The 16,091-nt window shown below is 68.4% G+C and carries 13 protein-coding genes; 6 read left to right on the top strand and 7 right to left on the bottom strand.

Annotated features, from left to right (window positions below; genetic code table 11):
• Positions 1–91 precede the first annotated feature (91 nt).
• From ytfE to nirK, 4 genes are all read right to left on the bottom strand, one after another.
• Positions 92–763 carry an iron-sulfur cluster repair protein YtfE gene (gene ytfE, locus FG99_RS11900; protein WP_009614903.1) on the bottom strand — a complete coding sequence of 224 codons (672 nt, stop codon included), beginning with the start codon at positions 761–763 and terminating at the stop codon, positions 92–94.
• Between the two features lie 78 nt (positions 764–841).
• Positions 842–1,573, bottom strand: coding sequence for a Crp/Fnr family transcriptional regulator (locus FG99_RS11895; protein WP_043269795.1), 732 nt, complete (start codon positions 1,571–1,573; stop codon positions 842–844).
• Between the two features lie 70 nt (positions 1,574–1,643).
• Positions 1,644–2,456 carry an SUMF1/EgtB/PvdO family nonheme iron enzyme gene (locus FG99_RS11890; RefSeq protein WP_043269793.1) on the bottom strand — a complete coding sequence of 271 codons (813 nt, stop codon included), beginning with the start codon at positions 2,454–2,456 and terminating at the stop codon, positions 1,644–1,646.
• Positions 2,457–2,504: 48 nt separating this feature from the next.
• Complete coding sequence (gene nirK, locus FG99_RS11885) at positions 2,505–3,653, bottom strand: copper-containing nitrite reductase (protein ID WP_009614910.1); 1,149 nt, start codon at positions 3,651–3,653, stop codon at positions 2,505–2,507.
• Between the two features lie 237 nt (positions 3,654–3,890).
• On the opposite strand from nirK, the gene FG99_RS11880 reads away from it, so the two are divergent.
• A complete protein-coding gene (locus FG99_RS11880; protein ID WP_043269791.1) occupies positions 3,891–6,080 on the top strand; it encodes a PA5441 family protein in 2,190 nt (729 codons plus the stop codon).
• Between the two features lie 7 nt (positions 6,081–6,087).
• The gene (locus FG99_RS11875; protein ID WP_009614913.1) at positions 6,088–6,807 is read left to right on the top strand and encodes a DUF3142 domain-containing protein; all 720 of its coding nucleotides are present in this window, start codon (positions 6,088–6,090) and stop codon (positions 6,805–6,807) included.
• A 341-nt stretch (positions 6,808–7,148) separates the two neighbouring features.
• Here FG99_RS11875 and yegQ read toward each other — a convergent pair whose 3' ends face one another.
• The gene (gene yegQ / locus FG99_RS11870) at positions 7,149–8,492 is read right to left on the bottom strand and encodes a prephenate-dependent tRNA uridine(34) hydroxylase TrhP (RefSeq protein WP_043269789.1); all 1,344 of its coding nucleotides are present in this window, start codon (positions 8,490–8,492) and stop codon (positions 7,149–7,151) included.
• 392 nt (positions 8,493–8,884) lie between these two features.
• Positions 8,885–10,354: a glucose-6-phosphate dehydrogenase gene (gene zwf, locus FG99_RS11865; RefSeq protein WP_225617219.1), complete on the bottom strand. Its 1,470-nt coding sequence runs from the start codon at positions 10,352–10,354 to the stop codon at positions 8,885–8,887.
• A 107-nt stretch (positions 10,355–10,461) separates the two neighbouring features.
• Between zwf and hexR the strand changes: the two genes are divergently transcribed.
• Both hexR and FG99_RS11855 read left to right on the top strand, forming a co-directional pair.
• Complete coding sequence (gene hexR, locus FG99_RS11860) at positions 10,462–11,349, top strand: transcriptional regulator HexR (RefSeq protein WP_043269786.1); 888 nt, start codon at positions 10,462–10,464, stop codon at positions 11,347–11,349.
• Positions 11,350–11,461: 112 nt separating this feature from the next.
• Positions 11,462–11,674 carry a PA3496 family putative envelope integrity protein gene (locus FG99_RS11855; protein ID WP_043269785.1) on the top strand — a complete coding sequence of 71 codons (213 nt, stop codon included), beginning with the start codon at positions 11,462–11,464 and terminating at the stop codon, positions 11,672–11,674.
• Here the strand turns inward: FG99_RS11855 and FG99_RS11850 are convergent.
• On the bottom strand, positions 11,628–12,563 hold the full coding sequence (locus FG99_RS11850; RefSeq protein WP_116424636.1) for a LysR family transcriptional regulator: 936 nt from the start codon (positions 12,561–12,563) through the stop codon (positions 11,628–11,630). The genes FG99_RS11855 and FG99_RS11850 overlap by 47 nt on opposite strands.
• Positions 12,564–12,798: 235 nt before the next feature.
• Between FG99_RS11850 and FG99_RS11845 the strand changes: the two genes are divergently transcribed.
• Positions 12,799–14,214, top strand: coding sequence for an acetyl-CoA carboxylase biotin carboxylase subunit (locus FG99_RS11845; RefSeq protein ID WP_009614928.1), 1,416 nt, complete (start codon positions 12,799–12,801; stop codon positions 14,212–14,214).
• Between the two features lie 16 nt (positions 14,215–14,230).
• Positions 14,231–16,039, top strand: a complete 1,809-nt coding sequence (gene oadA, locus FG99_RS11840; RefSeq protein ID WP_009614930.1) for a sodium-extruding oxaloacetate decarboxylase subunit alpha — start codon at positions 14,231–14,233, stop codon at positions 16,037–16,039.
• The last annotated feature ends 52 nt before the right edge of the window (positions 16,040–16,091 follow it).

The raw sequence follows: 16,091 nt of genomic DNA, 5'->3' as shown, positions 1-16,091 counted from the left end.
TCCTGGGCAGGGGACATCCGCCCAGTATGCTCGCCATGCGCGGGTTGGGGGGTGAGGCATGCTGTCACGCCGGCCTCCGGCCGATGAATGGTCATTGCGGCCGGTTGGCGCCGACGAACAGCAGGTTGTTCTCCAGGTGGATGTGCTGCATCAGGTCGCGGCGCAGCTCTTCCAGCCCGGCGTAGAGCGCGCGCCAGGTGGTGCAGGCGTTGGCCGGGGCGGTCAGGTCGTCGGTTAGCTCGGCCAGCGCGGCCAGGGACTGGGCGTGTTCGTCGTGCTCGTGGCGCATCACCCCGATCGGCCCCTGCACGTGCAGCAGCGGCACGCCCTGGTTCAGCCAGGGGAACAGGATGTGCTCTTCCTTGCACATGTGCGATTCGAGTTCTTCCTGCATCCGTTCCAGCAGCGCCACCAGGCCGTGGGGGCAGTGCGGGTGCGCGGCGTGGGTGCGCTCCACGCGCTGGGCCAGCGGCAGCAGCGCGGGGAACTGCTGGCGATGGCGCTGGTGGTAGCGCTCGAGGATGTGCTCGATCAGTTCGGCGTTGCTCGCCTGGCGCCAGTCGCGCTCTTCGCTGGCCGGGCGCAGGGCGCGCAGTTCGCTGGCGATGCGCTCGGCGTCCAGGCCCAGTTCGCTGGCGGCTTCGCGCAGGCTGCGCTGGCCGGCGCAGCAGAAGTCCAGCTTGTAGTCGCGCAACAGGCTGGTGCTGCCGGGCAGGCTGCAGGCCAGGTCGCTGAGGGTGCGTTCGGTCAGGTTGTCGTGCATGGCGGCGGGCCTCGGGAGTCGGTGCGGTAGGCAGGCGCCAGTCTAGGAAGGGCGGTGCTCCGGGCTCCTTGATTGCGGTCAAGCGTCGCAGTGCGCGATTTCCCGTTCGTCGTCGCCCTCGGCGATGTGCAGCAGCTGCTGCGGGTTGCGCACCAGCAGCTTCTGCCGGCCGCCGCGCACCAGGCCGCGGCTTTCCCAGGCGCAGAGGATGCGCGAGACGGTGTGCAGGGTGGTGCCGGTCATTTCGGCGATGTCCTGGCGGCTGACCGGGAAGTCTATGCGCACGCCTTCGGATTCCGCGCGGCCGCTGCTGCGCACCAGGCGCAGCACGGCGTGGGCGACGCGGCGCTCGACTTCCTCGGTGGCCAGTTCGCAGAAGCGCACGTGGGCTTCCTGCAGGCGCACGCCAATGGCCTGCACGGTGTTCAGGGCGAAGCCGGGGTGGCGCGCCAGTAGCGGTTCCCATAGCGCGGTGGGCCAGGCCAGCGCCAGGCTTTCCTGGGTGGCGGTCGCGCTGGCGGGGTAGTCTTCGCGGCCCAGGGCGCGGACGAAGCCGAACAGGTCGCCGGGGTTGACCAGGCGCACCAGCACGCGCTGGCCGTCGCAGGTCAGCTGGGTGGCCTTGAGGCGGCCGTGCACCAGCAGGTAGAAGTGCTCGGCCGGCTCGCCCTGCTCGAACACCGTGGCGCCGCAGTGCAGCGGCAGCACGCTGGCCGGGCGGAGGATGTCGTCCTGTTCCTCGCGGGTGCAGTTGGCAAAGGGTGGCAGGTTCGCCAGCCAGGCGCGGTTGATCGTCGGCTTGTCGCTCACGCTCGGGATTCCCTGGGGCCCGCCGCAGCATACCCGTTTCGCGGGGTGGCGAAACTTGAGTGGGATCAAGTCAAGGCAGCTCTCTGACCAGGCGGAAACCCAGGTTGTCCGGCGGTTGCCCGGCGCTGCAGCCGCCGCCGCGGGCGTCGCGGACGAATTCGTTGATGGCGGCGCGGTGGCGGCCTTCGGCGATGCGGATCGAGCAGGCCTCGACGCGGCTCTTTTCCGTGCCATTGGCGTCCAGGCTGACCCGCGTGTGGCAGCTCTGCGTCCATTCCCAGACGTTGCCCGCAAGGTCTGCCACGCCCAGTTCGTTGAGGCCATGGCTGCCGCGCGGCTGTGCCCGGGCCGGGCCTTCGCCGGCCGCCGCGGCCTCGAAGCGGTAGCGCGCCAGCCAGCGGCGCGCCGGGTTGCGGCCGTCGTCGTCGATGCGCAGGGCGTCGTCGGCCCAGCGCGAGCCGGCGAAGAACGCCCATTCCTCATCGCTGGGCAGGCGCCAGCGCTGGCCGGTGCGCTTGGACAGCCACTCGGCATAGAGCTGGGCGTCCAGCAGGCTGGCGCCGGTGAGCGGCAGGTCGGCGCCGGGCGTGGCGGCCTGGCCATCCAGCGCCAGGCAGGCGCCGGCGTCCACGCAGCGGGCGTATTCGGCCCGGCTGACCTGGTATTTCATCACCGCGAAGCGCGGCGCCAGGCGTTCGCTGCGCAGCGGCGCGTCCACCGGGCGGGCGTCGCGCCAGTAGTCGCCGGCGGGGCGGAAGCGGTATTCCCGCGGCGTCAGGCTGACGGTCTCCGGCGCCAGGCTCGGGTCGCTGCGCGGCAGCCAGGCGCCCAGGGCGATGGCCACCAGCAGCAGCGGAAGGGCGATGATCAGCGCCTTGCGCATCGGCGTTCCCTCGTGGCGGGGCCGGCCCTCGCGGGCCGGCCGGTGGCGTCACTTGATGGGCGAGGGCGGTTCGACCTGGCTCATCAGGTCGGAGTCCCATTGCCCCTCGACCTGGAAGTGCGCGGTGGCGCCCAGGGCCACGCCCTCGATCAGGTTGTGGTTGAGGTAGGCGTACAGGCCCGGCTGGCGGAAGGTGTACAGCGCCGCGCCGGCGGCGCCGCCGGGGATGAACCAGGTCTCCAGGCCTTCCTCCGGCGGGTTGCCGAACTTGCCGGTGGCCCAGACGTGGTCGCCGTGGCCGCCGATCAGGTGCGGGCGGGTATCGCGGTTGGCCTGGGAGTGGACGATCAGCACGGTCTCGCCGACCTTGGCGGTCAGCGCGTTCTTGCCGGTCAGGGCGCCGACCCGGCCGTTGAACACCACGTGGCTGGGGATCAGCCCCTTCATGGTCTGCATGGTGTCGTTGAAGCTCTCGGCGGGCGTGGCGTAGCGCTTGAACTTGCCGTCCTTGTCGCGCGGCACGTAGAAGTCCTGCTCGCCGATGTAGAACACCTTGTCGTACTTCAGCGGGCGGCCGTCGCGGTCCTTCAGGCCGTCGCGCGGCAGCACCATGATCGCGCCGTTCATGCCCGAGACCACGTGCCAGGGGATCATCATCCCGCCGGGCGCGCAGTGGTAGACGAACACGCCGGGGCGGGTGGCCTTGAAGCGCAGCTTGACCTGCTCGCCGGGGTTGACGATGGTCAGCGAGCCGCCGCCCAGGGCGCCGGTGGCGGCGTGGAAGTCGATGTTGTGGGCCATGCTGTTGCTGGCCGGGTTGACCAGGGTGAGCTCGACGTAGTCGTCCTGGTGCACCACCATCAGCGGCCCGGGCACCGAGCCGTCGAAGGTCATGGCGTGGACGTGGGTTTCGTCGTCGTCGATGATCAGGTCCTTCTCCTGGATGACCATGCGGAACTCCACCACCCGCGGCTTGGCGCTGGTGCGCTGTTCGTGGGCATGGACGAAGGGCGGGGCGAGCAGCTCGACCTTGCTCCTGGCCAGCTTCGACAGGTCCGGCGCCGGCCCGGTCTGCAGCGGCGCCGACTCCTTGGCGAAGGCCAGACCGCTGCCGAGGACCGAGCCGGCGACGCCGAGCGCGACGGCTCCGGCGAGCAGGCTACGGCGCGAGAAAGGCGTTTTTTCCAGGTCAGCCATGGGTACTTCTCCTAATGGACGAGATTGCGTTGTCCACAGGGAAACCCCTTGGGCGAAAACCTTCTTTGCGCCGCAGCAAATAGCGGTGCAGCTGGACAATCTGCCGCAGCGCGCCGTCTGGTTTTTCCTACGGCGTCTGTGTGAATGCGGCAAGTGCCTGTGCTCCGAGGTAAGATTCCAGCCCAAAGAGCGAATTCCCCGCGCCAAGGCGCGGGCCCCAACGGACAAGGACCTTGCATGCGCCCGCGTGGACTCCCCCTCCTGGCCCTCACCTTCGGCGTGCTTGCCGCGCAGCAGGCCTACGCCAGCAGCGACGATTCCTGCTACCCGAGCTGGAACCTCAAGCGCGACACCCTGGACGTGTGCAACAGCCTGCCGTTCCTCAGCCCCGGCAACGACAGCCGGGTCAACCTGCAGCTGCTGCTGGCCGATGCCGGCCGCGCCAGCCTGCCGGTCAAGGCGTTGTCCGATGACGAGCAGCAGCTGGGCTACGGCCTGGTGCCCTTCCCGCTGACGCGGCTGTTCGACGAACCCATGACCGTGGAGCCCGCAGCCGCCGCCACGGCCAAACCGGCGGCGCCCCTGGCGGAGCTGGCGGTGCGCATCGGCCTGCCGGCGGACGCGGTGCCGGCCGAGGGCGAGCGCTTCGCCAGCGGCGAGGGCAGCCGCTGCCGCAGCAACAACCCTGCCACCGCCCAGGACTTCCTCGCCCAGCTGCTGGCCGCCGACCTGCCGCCCGCCGAGCGGCAGGGCCTGGCGCGGGCGCGCCTGGCCCTGTTGCAGGGTTGCCAATGGGACGACGCGCAGCTCGCCGGTCTGCTGCCCAAGGACGTGGATTCCCCCGCCGGGCGCGACTTCGCCGGCTACCTGCAAGGCGTCGCCGCCTTCTACAGCGGCCACTTTCCGGCCGCGCGCAAGAGCTTCCAGGCCCTGCACGACAGCCGGCTGCCGTGGCTGCGCGAGACGGCGCGCTACATGCTCGGCCGCAGCCAGCTCAATCAGGCGCAGCAGAACGCCTTCGACGACATGGGCTACCCCGACCTGCGCAAGGTCGACCAGGCCGCGCTGAAGGTCGCCGAGAGCGACTTCAAGGCCTACCTGCAGGCTTATCCACAGGGCCGCTACGCCACCTCGGCCAAGGGCCTGATGCGCCGCGTGTACTGGCTGATGAACGACCCCGGGCGCCTGGCCGCGGAGTACGCCTGGCTGTTCGCCCAGCCGGAAGCGGCCCAGGGCAACGCCGACCAGGCCCAACTGATCGCCGAGGTGGACAACAAGCTGCTGGTCAGCGCGCACCCGGCCGAGGTCAAGGACCCGCGCCTGCTGGCGGTGCTCGACCTGATGCAGATGCGCCACCACGAGGCCGGCGAGGGCCGCGCCCTCGACCTGCCCGGGCTGCAGGCGCAGAAGCCGCTGTTCGCCGAGCTGCCGGGGCTGCACGACTACCTGCTGGCCGCCTGGCAGCTGTACGTCGAGGAACAGCCGGCCAAGGCGGCTGAACAATTGCCGAAGGCCCTGCCGCAGAAGCTCGACTACCTCGCCTTCAGCCAGCAGACCCTGCGCGGCTTCGCCCTGGAGGCCGGCAACGACTGGCTGGGCGCGGAGAAGCTCTGGCTGCAGCTGCTGCCGCTGGCCCGCCAGCCGCTGCAGCGCGAGCAGCTGGAACTGGCGCTGGCCTTCAACTACGAGCGCAGCGACCGCCTGGTGAAGGTCTATGCGGAGAACTCGCCGGTGCGCACCCCGGCCATCCGCGAGCTGCTGCTGCGCCACATCGCCGGCCCCGAGCTGCTGCGCCAGCAGGTGAAGTCCGAGACGGCGCCGGCCGAGGAGCGCGACACCGCGCTCTTCACCCTGCTGTACAAGGACCTGCTGCACGGCCGCTATGGCAACTTCGTCAACGACCTCGCGCTGCTGCCGGCCGAGCCCTCGACCAAGCCGCTGAGCGCCAGCCTCGGCTTCGTCTACGGCGGCGGGCAGCCGCTGAGCCTGTTTCAGTGGCCGGGCGGCAAGGGCAGCTCCGGCTACGACTGCCCGGCCATCCGCGACCTGGCCCTGGCCCTGCAGCAGGAGCCGCAGCCGCCGCAGGCGCTGAACTGCTTCGGCGAGTTCATCCTGCGCAACAACCTCGACAGCTTCCCGCTGGACAACCAGCCCGGCGTGCGCGAACTGGGCGGCAGCCCGTCGCTGTTCGAAGGCGAGCCCTACTCGCGCCTGGACGGCTACCTGAAGGTGATTGCCGACGACCAGGCCGGCAGCGACGACAAGGCCTACGCGCTGTACCGCGCCATCAACTGCTACGCGCCCAGCGGCTACAACGGCTGCGGCAAGCAGGACATCGCCCCGGCGCAGCGCAAGCGTTGGTTCCGCACCCTGAAGACGCAGTACGCCGATACGCCCTGGGCGAAATCGCTGAAGTACTACTGGTAGCGCGGCCATGGGCCTGGCCGCGAAGAGCCTGGCGCTGGGCCTGCTGCTGTGGAGCGCCACGGCCCGCGCCGGGGTGGTGGACGCCGCCGACTACGACGCCTTCTGGCTGTGGGGCGGCGTGCAGGCCCAGCCGGTGCTGCGCCAGGCGCGCACGCTGTACGTGCTGCAGGGCCAGGTCAGCGCCCCGCGCGGCGCCCCCGAACAACCGGCGCGCCTGCACGCCCAGGGCATCGCCATGCCGCGCCTGCGCACGGGCCAGGTGTGGCTGGTCTACCGCGCCCACAGCCTGCGCTGGAGCGAGGACAGCTACGCTACCCTGCTGGCCCAGCTGCGCCGCTGGCAGCGCGCCGGCAACCCGCTGCTGGGCGTGCAGATCGACTTCGACGCCCGCACCCGCTACCTCCACGAATACGTGGCCTTCCTGCGCGACTTCCGCCGGCGCCTGCCGATCGAATACCGCCTGAGCATCACCGGCCTGCTGGACTGGAGCAGCAACGCGGAGCCGGCGACCATCAATGAACTCAAGGACGTGGTGGACGAGGTGGTGGTGCAGACCTACCAGGGGCGCCGGACGATTCCCGACTACCAGCGCTACCTGCCAAGGGTGGCGCGCCTGCAGCTGCCGTTCCGCATCGGCCTGGCGCAGTACGGGCAGTGGCAGGCGCCGGAGTATCTGGAGCGCAGTCCGTGGTTCCGGGGGTATGTGGTGTTTTTGCAGAATCCGTGAGTTGGTGGGGGTTGGTTGTAGGAGCGAGCTTGCTCGCGAACGGAGTTTCCCTGTTGCAACGGAGCCTTGGGTTGACTCCGTCCCCTCTCCCCAGCCCTCGGCTGCGCGCCCCGCCCTGAAGGGAGAGGGGGCTAGTCCGTGCCGAGAGGAGGAATGGTTTCAGCCGGAAATTACGGTGCCAGCCGGCTAACGCCGAAATACCCAAGCACGCCGAACGGTCCCCTCTCCCTTCAGGGAGAGGGTTAGGGAGAGGGCGCTCTTCTGCTCAAGCACCGAGATTACCGGCGAAGTCCCGTTCGCGAGCAAGAACTAGGCGTCCCCCTCGTTCCTACGAAAAGCACTCAGCAGCCACAACCCCCGCACCCCGCCTTCGCCGGCCGCTCCAGCAGGTCCCGCATCAGCAACCCATAATCCAGCCCCACCCCCTCCGGCACCGGCAGATACACGACGTGCCCATCGCCCGGCGCGACCTCGATGGCTTCACCCCGAACATTCTCCAGACGTTCCAGGCGCAGCGTGCGGTTGCCGGCCGGCGTCATGAGTTCGAGGCTGTCACCCACCGCGAAGCGGTTCTTCACCCTTACCTCGGCGAGGTCGCCACGGCGGGCGCCAGTGAACTCCCCGACAAACTGCTGGCGCTCCGCCCGCGAGCTGCCGTACTGGTAATTCTGATACTCGTCATGCACATGGCGGCGCAGGAAACCCTCGGTGTAGCCACGGTGGGCCAGGGACTCCAGCTCGTCCATCAGGCCACGGTCGAAGGGCCGGCCGGCCACGGCGTCGTCGATGGCCTTGCGGTAGGCCTGGGCGGTGCGCGCCACGTAGTAGTGCGACTTGGTGCGGCCCTCGATCTTCAGCGAGTGCACGCCCATCTCGGCCAGGCGCTGCACGTGCTGGATGGCGCGCAGGTCCTTGGAATTCATGATGTAGGTGCCGTGCTCGTCCTCGTGGGCCTCCATCAATTCGCCGGGGCGGTTGCCTTCTTCCAGCAGGAACACCGCGTCGGTGGGCGCGCCTTCGCCGAGAGTGGCTTCGCGCACCAGTTGGCCCAGTTCGTCCTCCCGCGCCGGGTGCGCCTGGTACTGCCAGCGGCAGGCGTTGGTACAGGTGCCCTGGTTGGGGTCGCGGCGATTGATGTAGCCCGACAGCAGGCAGCGCCCGGAGTAGGCCATGCACAGGGCGCCGTGGACGAACACCTCCAGCTCCATGTCCGGGACCTTCTCGCGGATCTCGCCGATCTCCTCCAGCGACAGCTCGCGGGAGAGGATCACCCGGCTCAGCCCCTGGTCGCGCCAGAAGGCCACGCTGGCCCAGTTCACCGCGTTGGCCTGCACCGAGAGGTGGATGTTCGCCGTGGGGAAATGCTGGCGCACCAGCATGATCATCCCCGGGTCGGACATGATCAGCGCATCCGGCCCCAGGGCCAGCACCGGCTCCAGGTCGGCCAGGAAGGTTTTCAGCTTGGCGTTGTGCGGGGCGATGTTCACCACCAGGTAGAAACGCTTGCCCAGGGCATGGGCCTCGGCGATGCCGACGGCCAGGTTGGCCAGGTCGAATTCGTTGTTGCGCACCCGCAGGCTGTAGCGCGGTTGCCCGGCGTAGACGGCATCGGCGCCATAGGCGAAGGCGTGGCGCATGGCTTTCAGCGAGCCGGCGGGGGAGAGCAGTTCGGGGGCTTGGAGCATGGCGTGGGGACGGTTGTGGATAAAACGCCGCACTCTAGCGGGGGCGGGGGTTTGGTGCCCTGAGCGGGGTCAATGTTGGTGGGGCTTTTCGTAGGAGCGAGGGGGACGCCTAGTTCTTGCTCGCGAATGGAGTTTCCAGGCTGCAGCGGAGCTTTGGATTGACTCCGCTCCCTCTCCCCAGCCCTCGGCTGCGCGCCCCGCCCTGAAGGGAGAGGGGGCCGTATGGCGTGAAGCGTAATGTCGAAGCTCATTGCAACGCCGAGGCTGCCGGCGAGCGCCGGTATGACGCTTGGCACGGACAGTCCCCTCTCCCTTCAGGGAGAGGGTTAGGGAGAGGGCGCTCTTCAGGTCAAGCACCGAAATTGCCGGCGAACCCCCATTCGCAAGCAACCTCACTCCAACCACCGCCGCCCCTGCAGCTCCAGCAACATCTGCGCCTGCTCCGGGCCATTGCTTCCGGCGGGATAGGGCCTTGGGCGCTGGTAGTGCTCCTGCCAGCCGGCGATGATCGGGTCTATCCAGCGCCAGGCGGCCTCCACCTCGTCGCGGCGCATGAACAGCGTCGAGTCGCCCTGGATCACGTCCAGCAGCAGGCGCTCGTAGGCGTCCCAGCGGCGCTTGCCGGGGCTGGCGGTCTGCGCCAGGTTCAGGTCCAGCTCGGCCGGTTCCAGGCGCATGCCCTTGCCGGGGGTCTTGGTCATCAGCTGCAGGCTGATGCGCTCCTCCGGCTGCAACCTTATCCACAGGCGGTTGGCCGGGCCGCTGCCGTCGCCTATCAGCGCATGGGGCACCGGCTTGAACTGGATGACGATCTCCGAGCACTTCTTCGCCATGCGCTTGCCGGTGCGCAGGTAGAAGGGCACGCCGGCCCAGCGCCAGTTGTCGATCTCGGCGCGCAGGGCGACGAAGGTCTCGGTGTCGCTGTCGTTGTCCACGTTCTTCTCGAACCAGTAGGCCGGCACCTCCTGGCCGCCGATCCGCCCGGCGCCGTACTGGCCGCGCACGGTGCGGTCCTGCACGTCGAGGCCGCCGATCGGGCGCAGGGCCTGGAGGATCTTCAGCTTCTCGTCGCGCACCGACTCGGCGTCGAAGTGCACCGGCACCTCCATGGCCACCAGGCACAGCAGCTGCAGCAGGTGGTTCTGCACCATGTCGCGCATGGCCCCGGCGTGGTCGTAGTAGGCGCCGCGGTTCTCCACGCCGAGGGTCTCGTTGACGCTGATCTGCACGTGGTCGACGTAGGCGCTGCGCCACAGCGGCTCGAACAGGGTGTTGGCGAAGCGCAGGGCCAGCAGGTTCTGCACCGTCTCCTTGCCCAGGTAGTGGTCGATGCGGAACACCCGCGACTCGTCGAACACCTGGCCGATGGCCTGGTTGATCGCCCGCGCCGATTCCAGCGAATGGCCCAGCGGCTTCTCCAGCACGATGCGCGTGTTCGGCCCGGCCAGGCCTGCGACCTTGAGGTTCTGCGCGATGGGCGCGAAGAGGTCCGGGGCGGTGGCCAGGTAGTGCACCAGCACGCGCTCGTGGCCGAACTTCAGGCGCTGGCGCAGGCGGCTGAAGTCGGCGCTCTGCGCGGCGTCCATGGCCAGGTAGTCCAGGCGCGTGGCGAAGCTCTGCCAGTCGGCGACGCTGAAGTCGGCCCGCGCGACCTGTGCCCGGCAGTGCCGCTCGGCCAGCGCCAGGTAGGCCTCCTGCGAACGCTGGCTGCGGGCCAGGGCGAGGATGCGGGTGTCGGCCGGCAGGCGCTCCTCGCGGTGCAGGTGGTAGAGCGCCGGCAGCAGCTTGTGCAGCGCCAGGTCGCCGGTGCCACCGAACACCAGGATGTCGCAGGAAAGGGGAAATGCGGAAGTTTCGGACATCATCAGGTACTGCTCCACCACTTATTGCCTGGGCGTGACCACCTGACTTGTAGTATAACTACAAGCAGACTACATCCCTTCCGCCGATCATAGCCGAGTCCAGCCCAGTGAACCTGTTGCAGCACATTGCCCAGTCGCGTCATCTGCTTCGCAAGTCGGAACTCAAGGTCGCCGATCACGTGATGCAGGACCCCGCCTCGGTCATGCACAGCTCCATGGCCGACCTCGCCCACGGGGTGGGCGTCAGCGAGCCGACCATCGTGCGCTTCTGCCGCGCCATCGGCTGCACCGGCTTCCAGGACCTCAAGCTGAAGCTGGCGCAGAGCCTGGCCGCCGGCGCCAGCTTCGGCCAGTTCGCGATCAGCGAAAGCGACTCGGTCACCGACTTCAGCCTGAAGATCTTCGACACCACCCTGCACTCGCTGATGGAAGTGCGCGAGAAGCTCGACACCCACGCCCTGGAACGCGCCATCGCCGCCATCGCCCACGCCCAGCGCGTGGAGTTCTACGGCTTCGGCGCCTCCGGCGCGGTGGCCGCGGACGCCCAGCACAAGTTCTTCCGCCTGCTGCTCTCGGCCGCGGCCTATTCCGACCCGCACATGCAGGCGATGTCAGCGGTGACCCTGAAGCCCAGCGACGTGGCCATCTGCATCTCGCAGTCCGGCCGCTCCAAGGACCTGCTGGTGACCGCCAACCTGGTCCGCGAGGCCGGCGCCACCCTGATCACCCTGTGCCCCAGCCAGACCCCGCTGGCCGACCTGGCCACGGTGAACCTGGCGGTGGACGTCCACGAAGACACCGACATCTACACCCCGCTGACCTCGCGCATCGCCCACCTGGTGGTGATCGACGTGCTGGCCATGGGCGTGGCCATGGCCCGCGGCCCGGACCTGGTCAACCACCTCAAGAGCGTCAAGCGCAGCCTGCGCAGCCTGCGCCTGTCGCCCAAGGTGGTGAAGAGCCACGAGGAACCGCGCCCGGAAGAGGCGTCCTGAGGCGCCGCCGACCGCTCGTCGGCGTCACCGCGGCTTCACTGCCGCGCCCTCAAACTGTCATCCGTCGTCAGCATCCTGGCGTCTCCAGCCCTTCGGCCTTGGGAGATGCGAGATGCAACGCCATATCGACGACACCCAGCACCTGGACAGCAAGACCCGCCGCAAGCTCGAGGACCAGCGCCGCATGCAGTTCCGCCGGGCCATTGAGGAGCGCCTCGAAGCGCAACGCCTCGACCGCGAGATGTCCGATTATCCCGACCTGATCGCCGCCAACTACCTCAATTCTGCGCGGGCGTCGGTGAAAAGCGCTCGGCCAGCTGGCTGATCAGCGCGCGCTCCTCGCGGATGAAGGCGACGAACGCCTGGGCGACCGGGCTCAGGCGCTTGCCGCGGGCGTGCACCAGGCACCAGCTGCGGTAGAGCGGCAACTCCTCCACCGGCAGTTCGCGCAGCAGCCCGGCGCGCAGTTCGCGGCTCACCGCGTGGCGCGGCAGCAGGGCCAGGCCGAGGCCGGCCAATACCCCTTCCCGTGAGCCTTCCAGCGAGGCGAATTCCAGCGTCTGCGGGAAGTGCGCGCGCTTCTGCTGGAAGTGTTCCTCGCAGGCCTTGCGCGTGCCCGAGCCGGGCTCGCGGATCAGCAGCGGCCAGGATTCCAGGTCCTTCAGCGACAGCTTGGCGGCGCTGCACAGCGGGTGGTCGGGCGGCGCCACCGCGACGATCGGGTTGTTCAGGAAGGGCAGGAATTCCAGGGCCATGTCCTGCGGCACCAGGGACATGATCACCAGGTCGTCGCGGTTGTCCGACAGGCGCTTGATCACCTGGGCGCGGTTGACCACGGTGAGGTGCAGGCTGACGTCCGGGTGCTGCTTCTGGAAGGCGGCGAACAGGTGCGGGGTGATGTACTTGGCGCTGGACTCCACCGCCAGGCGCAACTGGCCCTGCAGCGAGCCCTTGAGGTCGGAGAGCTGCATGTCCAGCACTTCCAGGCGCTGGAAGATGTCGGTGCTGGCGCGCAGCAGGGCGTCGGCGGCGTCGGTCTGGTAGAGCTTCTTGCCGATGTACTCGAACAGCGGCTGGCCGACCAGTTCCTCCAACTGGCGGATCTGCAGGCTGACCGCCGGCTGGGTCAGCGCCATTTCCTCCGCGGCGCGGCTGTAGGAACGGCTCTCGCACACCGCACGGAACACCTGCAGTTGGCGAAGTGTCATTCGCATCAAGGACTTACGCATTCGCACCGGCTCCCGCACGGGTCAGTTCGCTCGACTATAAGTCAAAAATTATGGCTATCCCAATAAATATTGATTTTGGGTAATCCTCGATCCCGCGTAGGGTAAAAAAACGCCGGAACCCTGCTCCGGCATTGCGCCGAACCGCCGCGGATCGCTCCGCGGCGGATTGCCGATTGGTTCAAGTGCCGGGTCCACGAGCCCCGGTCGAGGGAAACCGCAAGTGATCAAGAAAATCCTGATCGCCAACCGTGGGGAGATCGCTGTCCGCATCGTGCGTGCCTGCGCCGAGATGGGCATCCGTTCGGTGGCCGTCTACTCCGACGCCGATCGCCACGCCCTGCACGTGAAGCGCGCCGACGAGGCGCACAGCATCGGCGCCGACCCGCTGGCCGGCTACCTCAACCCGCGCGCCCTGGTGAACCTGGCGGTGGAAACCGGCTGCGACGCCCTGCACCCGGGCTACGGCTTCCTCTCCGAGAACGCCGAGCTGGCGGAAATCTGCGCCGAGCGCGGCATCAAGTTCATCGGCCCGTCGGCGGAAGTGATCCGCCGCATGGGCGACAAGACCGAGGCGCGGCGCAGCATGATCGCCGCCGACGTGCCCTGCACCCCGGGCACCGAAGGCAACGTCGCCGACCTCGCCGAGGCGCTGTCCGAGGCCGAGCGCATCGGCTACCCGGTGATGCTCAAGGCCACTTCCGGCGGTGGCGGCCGCGGCATCCGCCGCTGCAACAGCCGCGAGGAGCTGGAGCAGAACTTCCCCCGCGTCATCTCCGAGGCCACCAAGGCCTTCGGCAGCGCGGAGGTCTTCCTCGAGAAGTGCATCGTCAACCCGAAGCACATCGAGGCGCAGATACTCGCCGATTCCTTCGGCAACACCGTGCACCTGTTCGAGCGCGACTGCTCGATCCAGCGCCGCAACCAGAAGCTCATCGAGATCGCCCCCAGCCCGCAGCTGACCCCCGAGCAGCGCGCCTACATCGGCGACCTGGCGGTGCGCGCGGCCAAGGCCGTGGGCTACGAGAACGCCGGCACCGTGGAGTTCCTGCTCGCCGATGGCGAGGTGTACTTCATGGAGATGAACACCCGGGTGCAGGTGGAGCACACCATCACCGAGGAAATCACCGGCATCGACATCGTCCGCGAGCAGATCCGCGTGGCCTCCGGCCTGCCGCTCTCGGTCAAGCAGGAAGACATCCAGCACCGCGGCTATGCCCTGCAGTTCCGCATCAACGCCGAGGACCCGAAGAACAACTTCCTGCCCTCGTTCGGCAAGATCACCCGCTACTACGCGCCCGGCGGCCCCGGCGTGCGCACCGATACGGCGATCTACACCGGCTATACCATCCCGCCGTACTACGACTCCATGTGCCTGAAGCTGATCGTCTGGGCACTGACCTGGGAAGAGGCCCTGGACCGCGGCCTGCGCGCCCTGGACGACATGCGCGTGCAAGGCGTGAAGACCACCGCGCCCTACTACCAGGAAATCCTCAAGAACCCGGAGTTCCGCAGCGCCCAGTTCAACACCAGCTTCGTCGAAAGCCACCCGGAGCTGACCCAGTACTCGATCAAGCGCAACCCGTCGCACCTGGCCATCGCCATCGCTACCGCCATTGCCGCCCACGCTGGCCTGTAGGGGAAGGATTCAGAACATGAGCAAGAAAATTTCCGTTACCGATACCATCCTGCGCGATGCGCACCAGTCGCTGCTGGCCACCCGCATGCGCACCGAGGACATGCTGCCGATCTGCGACAAGCTCGACAAGGTCGGCTACTGGTCGCTGGAAGTCTGGGGCGGCGCCACCTTCGACGCCTGCGTGCGCTTCCTCAAGGAAGATCCGTGGGAGCGCCTGCGCAAGCTCAAGGCCGCGCTGCCCAACACCCGCCTGCAGATGCTCCTGCGCGGGCAGAACCTGCTGGGCTACCGCCACTACAGCGACGACGTGGTGCGCGCCTTCGTGGCCAAGGCCGCGGTCAACGGCATCGACGTGTTCCGCATCTTCGACGCGATGAACGACGTGCGTAACCTGCGCGTCTCCATCGAGGCGGTGAAGGCCGCCGGCAAGCATGCCCAGGGCACCATCTGCTACACCACCAGCCCGGTGCACACCATCGACGCCTTCGTCGCCCAGGCCAAGGCCATGGCGGCCATGGGCGTGGATTCCATCGCCATCAAGGACATGGCCGGCCTGCTGACCCCCTATGCCACCGGCGACCTGGTCAAGGCCCTGAAGGACGCCCTGCCCCTGGAAGTGGTGGTGCACTCCCACGACACCGCCGGCGTGGCCAGCATGTGCCAGCTCAAGGCCGTGGAGAACGGCGCCGACCGCATCGACACCGCCATCTCCAGCATGGCCTGGGGCACCAGCCACCCGGGCACCGAGTCGATGGTCGCGGCGCTGCGCAACACCCCCTACGACACCGGCCTGGACCTGGAGCTGATCCAGGAAGTCGGCATGTACTTCCACGCCGTGCGCAAGAAGTACCACCAGTTCGAGAGCGAATTCACCGGCGTGGACACCCGCGTGCAGGTCAACCAGGTGCCCGGCGGCATGATCTCCAACCTGGCCAACCAGCTGAAGGAGCAGGGCGCCCTCAACCGCATGGCGGAAGTGCTCGAAGAGATCCCGCGGGTGCGCGAGGACCTGGGCTTCCCGCCCCTGGTCACCCCGACCTCGCAGATCGTCGGCACCCAGGCGTTCTTCAACGTGCTGGCCGGCGAGCGCTACAAGACCATCACCAACGAGGTGAAGCTGTACCTGCAGGGCCGCTACGGCAAGGCCCCGGGGCAGATCAACGAGCAACTGCGGCGCCAGGCCATCGGCAACGAGGAAGTCATCGACGTGCGCCCGGCCGACCTGATCAAGCCCGAGCTGGACAAGCTGCGCGGCGAGATCGGCGCGCTGGCCAAGTCCGAAGAGGACGTGCTGACCTACGCCATGTTCCCGGACATCGGCCGCAAGTTCCTCGAGGAACGCGAGGCCGGCGCGCTGAAGCCCGAGGAGCTGCTGCCGATCCCCACCGGCAACGGCGTGGCCGCGGCCGGCGGCGAAGGCGTGCCGACCGAGTTCGTGGTCGACGTGCACGGCGAGAGCTACCGCGTGGACATCACCGGCGTCGGCGTGAAGACCGACGGCAAGCGCCACTTCTACCTGTCCATCGACGGCATGCCCGAAGAGGTGGTGTTCGAGCCGCTCAACGAGTTCATCGGCGGCGGCGGCAACAAGCGCAAGCACGCCAGCGCGCCGGGCGACGTCAGCACCACCATGCCGGGCAACATCGTCGACGTGCTGGTGAAGGAAGGCGACAGCGTGAAGGCCGGCCAGGCCGTGCTGATCACCGAAGCCATGAAGATGGAAACCGAGGTGCAGGCGCCCATCGCCGGCACCGTCAAGGCGATCCACGTAGCCAAGGGTGACCGCGTCAACCCGGGCGAGGTGCTGATCGAGATTGAAGGCTGACCGACGGACAGACGGGTCTCAAGGTTCAGTCCCCGGGGGAGCACGATGCTCC

The organism is Pseudomonas sp. AAC (assembly GCF_000725445.1).
In the GTDB taxonomy this organism is placed as follows: domain Bacteria; phylum Pseudomonadota; class Gammaproteobacteria; order Pseudomonadales; family Pseudomonadaceae; genus Pseudomonas; species Pseudomonas citronellolis.
This window is presented reverse-complemented; position numbering and strand designations above follow the sequence as displayed.

Bases quoted from the DNA above. Each gene is read 5' to 3' on its own strand.
- ytfE (WP_009614903.1), bottom strand. From the start codon at position 763: ATGCACGACAACCTGACCGAACGCACCCTCAGCGACCTGGCCTGCAGC.
- FG99_RS11890 (WP_043269793.1), bottom strand. From the start codon at position 2,456: ATGCGCAAGGCGCTGATCATCGCCCTTCCGCTGCTGCTGGTGGCCATC.
- nirK (WP_009614910.1), bottom strand. From the start codon at position 3,653: ATGGCTGACCTGGAAAAAACGCCTTTCTCGCGCCGTAGCCTGCTCGCC.
- FG99_RS11880 (WP_043269791.1), top strand. From the start codon at position 3,891: ATGCGCCCGCGTGGACTCCCCCTCCTGGCCCTCACCTTCGGCGTGCTT.
- FG99_RS11875 (WP_009614913.1), top strand. From the start codon at position 6,088: ATGGGCCTGGCCGCGAAGAGCCTGGCGCTGGGCCTGCTGCTGTGGAGC.
- yegQ (WP_043269789.1), bottom strand. From the start codon at position 8,492: ATGCTCCAAGCCCCCGAACTGCTCTCCCCCGCCGGCTCGCTGAAAGCC.
- zwf (WP_225617219.1), bottom strand. From the start codon at position 10,354: ATGTCCGAAACTTCCGCATTTCCCCTTTCCTGCGACATCCTGGTGTTC.
- FG99_RS11855 (WP_043269785.1), top strand. From the start codon at position 11,462: ATGCAACGCCATATCGACGACACCCAGCACCTGGACAGCAAGACCCGC.
- FG99_RS11850 (WP_116424636.1), bottom strand. From the start codon at position 12,563: ATGCGAATGACACTTCGCCAACTGCAGGTGTTCCGTGCGGTGTGCGAG.
- oadA (WP_009614930.1), top strand. From the start codon at position 14,231: ATGAGCAAGAAAATTTCCGTTACCGATACCATCCTGCGCGATGCGCAC.